Source organism: Frankia sp. AgKG'84/4 (genome assembly GCF_023242965.2).
Taxonomy (GTDB): Bacteria; Actinomycetota; Actinomycetes; order Frankiales; family Frankiaceae; genus Frankia.
Map to the genome: position 1 here is coordinate 1 of NZ_JALKFU020000969.1, position 1,992 is coordinate 1,992.

At 75.6% G+C, this 1,992-nt stretch carries 3 protein-coding genes; 2 read left to right on the forward strand and 1 reads right to left on the reverse strand.

Going from position 1 to position 1,992, the window contains the following annotated elements; genetic code table 11:
- On the reverse strand, positions 1-465 hold a 465-nt coding region (locus tag MXD58_RS26465; RefSeq protein WP_250610493.1), incomplete at its 3' end, for a DUF6157 family protein.
- Positions 466-632: 167 nt separating this feature from the next.
- Here MXD58_RS26465 and MXD58_RS26470 point away from each other — a divergent pair.
- Together MXD58_RS26470 and MXD58_RS26475 are read left to right on the forward strand one after the other, a co-directional pair.
- Positions 633-1,406, forward strand: coding sequence for a phosphotransferase (locus tag MXD58_RS26470; RefSeq protein WP_248837079.1), 774 nt, complete (start codon positions 633-635; stop codon positions 1,404-1,406).
- A gap of 184 nt (positions 1,407-1,590) precedes the next feature.
- Entirely contained in the window at positions 1,591-1,839 is a 249-nt protein-coding gene (locus tag MXD58_RS26475; RefSeq protein WP_248837080.1) for a hypothetical protein, read from the forward strand.
- The last annotated feature ends 153 nt before the right edge of the window (positions 1,840-1,992 follow it).

The window sequence follows — 1,992 nt, forward strand, 5'->3', positions numbered from 1 at the left end:
TACCGGTCCCGCGCCCTCGGCGCCCTGCGGGCGCTGACCGGCGAGCAACGCCGCGTACTCGGGTGACTCCCGGCCGTAGATCGCGACGCGGCCGGCAGCGTCGGCGTGCAGCCCCCAGCCGTAGCGCCGGCCGAGATCGCTGGCCCGCAGGCACGCCTGGCTGCGCGCGAAGAAGGCCGCCCGGGCGGCCGCCCGCTCCCCCGCCGCGATGCCCCTGCGATCGGCGAAGACGCCGAACAGCACGTCCGCTGAGGTGAACCGGTAGGGCCGCGTGGCGATCATCTCGTAGGTCCGGGCGGCGATCGACGGGCGCTCGAGATGGCGCGGCGGTTCCGTCCCCGCCTCGACCGGACAGTCCTCGGCGGCCGCGATGAAGGTCTCCACGTAGTCCACCGACTCGAGGCCATCCACCGACTCGAGGCCATCCACCGGCTCGAGGCCGGCCGGCCGCTTCCCGCTGCTCATCCGCGTCCTCCACTCGTGGCGTGCGCTGGAACCAGCGTGCCACCCGGGTCCGACAGTTCTCAGGCCCAGACAGTTCTCAGGGCCCGCCGGCCCGACCGCCGGCCCGACCGCCGGCCCGTCGCGAAATCCGGTTGTCGGCGACGGCCGGGACGACTACACCTGCTCTCATGGTTGACGATCTCGAGACCGAGCTGTCGCTGCCCGGTGGCCGCCATGTCGGCGGGGTGCGGGTGGGCGAGACGGTGCGTCGGCGCACCGGGCCGTGGACACCGGCGGTGCACGGGCTGCTGGGGTATTTGGAACGGGCCGGGTTCGACGGGGCGCCGCGGGTGCTCGGCTTCGACGAGAAGAACCGGGAGGTGCTCGGCTGGTTGCCCGGTGACACGGTCGGCGAGACGCGGCCCTGGCCGGCGTGGGCGCTCAGCGACGACGCGCTGGTCCAGGTGGCCACCTGGCTGCGCGGGCTGCACGACGTCACTGCCGAGTACGTACCGCCGGACGACGCGGTCTGGCTCAGCGGCCGGGGGTGGCGGCCCGGTCTGGTATTCGGTCACCATGACGCCTCGCCGTGGAACGCGGTCTGGGACGACGCCGGCGGCCGCCTCGTCGGCTTCGTCGACTGGGACACCGCCGGCCCGTCCGCACGCGAGCTCGACCTGGCGTTCACCGCGCTCACCTGGGTGCCGCTGCTGACCCCCGCCGCGGTGCGAGGCTGCGGCCACGGCGACGTCCGCGATCGACCCCGGCGGCTGCGGCTGCTGCTCGACGCCTACGGCCATGACGGCGACCCGGCGGCGTTTGCCCTGGTCGTGGCCGCCCGGGCCCGGCTGGGCGCCGAGATCATCCATCGCCTCGGCATCGACGCGCTGGCGCCGATGGCCGCCGGGTACGAGCAGTCCGCCCGCGAGATCGACGCCGCGGAGCCCAGCTTCTGGGCCTGAGCACCGACGCGCACCTCGCCCGCGGTCCGCGGGGGCCGACGTCCGCTCGACGCGCGTCCCGCGCACACATCCCTGGCCGACTCCCTGGCCGACGCAAAGGCAGCGCACAGCAGGCGCACAGCCAGGCCGCCCACTGTGGTCATCATGCGCTCCACCGCGGGGCGCCGACGGTGGGAGGTTGCCGGTGGCCACACGAGAGCAGGGACTACGGCGGGTCAGGCCCGTCACGGCTGGGCTGGCCGCCGTCGCGACGGCCGGCATGATCGGCTTCGGGATGCTCGCCCAGGAGCACTCCGCCGCGGCTGCCACAGCGACGACGGGCACCGCCGGCGCCACCGGCCGCACTCGCGCGGGGACGACGTGGGGCCCCAGCGGCGGATCGACGGTGTGGAGCGGCAGCGGTTCGACCCACGCCGCGACGGGGGGATCCTGACATGGTCACCCTCGCACCGACGGACGTCGTCCGGCTGCCGGCTGGCGCCGTGCGCGCCGCCCACACCCGCATCACCGCGACCGGCCAGCCCGCGATGCGCGGCGGGCTCACCGCCCCCGCCCACCCGGACCGGCCCGCCGGGGCCGCCGGGCC

Excerpts from the sequence above, each read along its gene's own strand:
- MXD58_RS26470 (WP_248837079.1), top strand. The coding sequence starts at position 633 with ATGGTTGACGATCTCGAGACCGAGCTGTCGCTGCCCGGTGGCCGCCAT.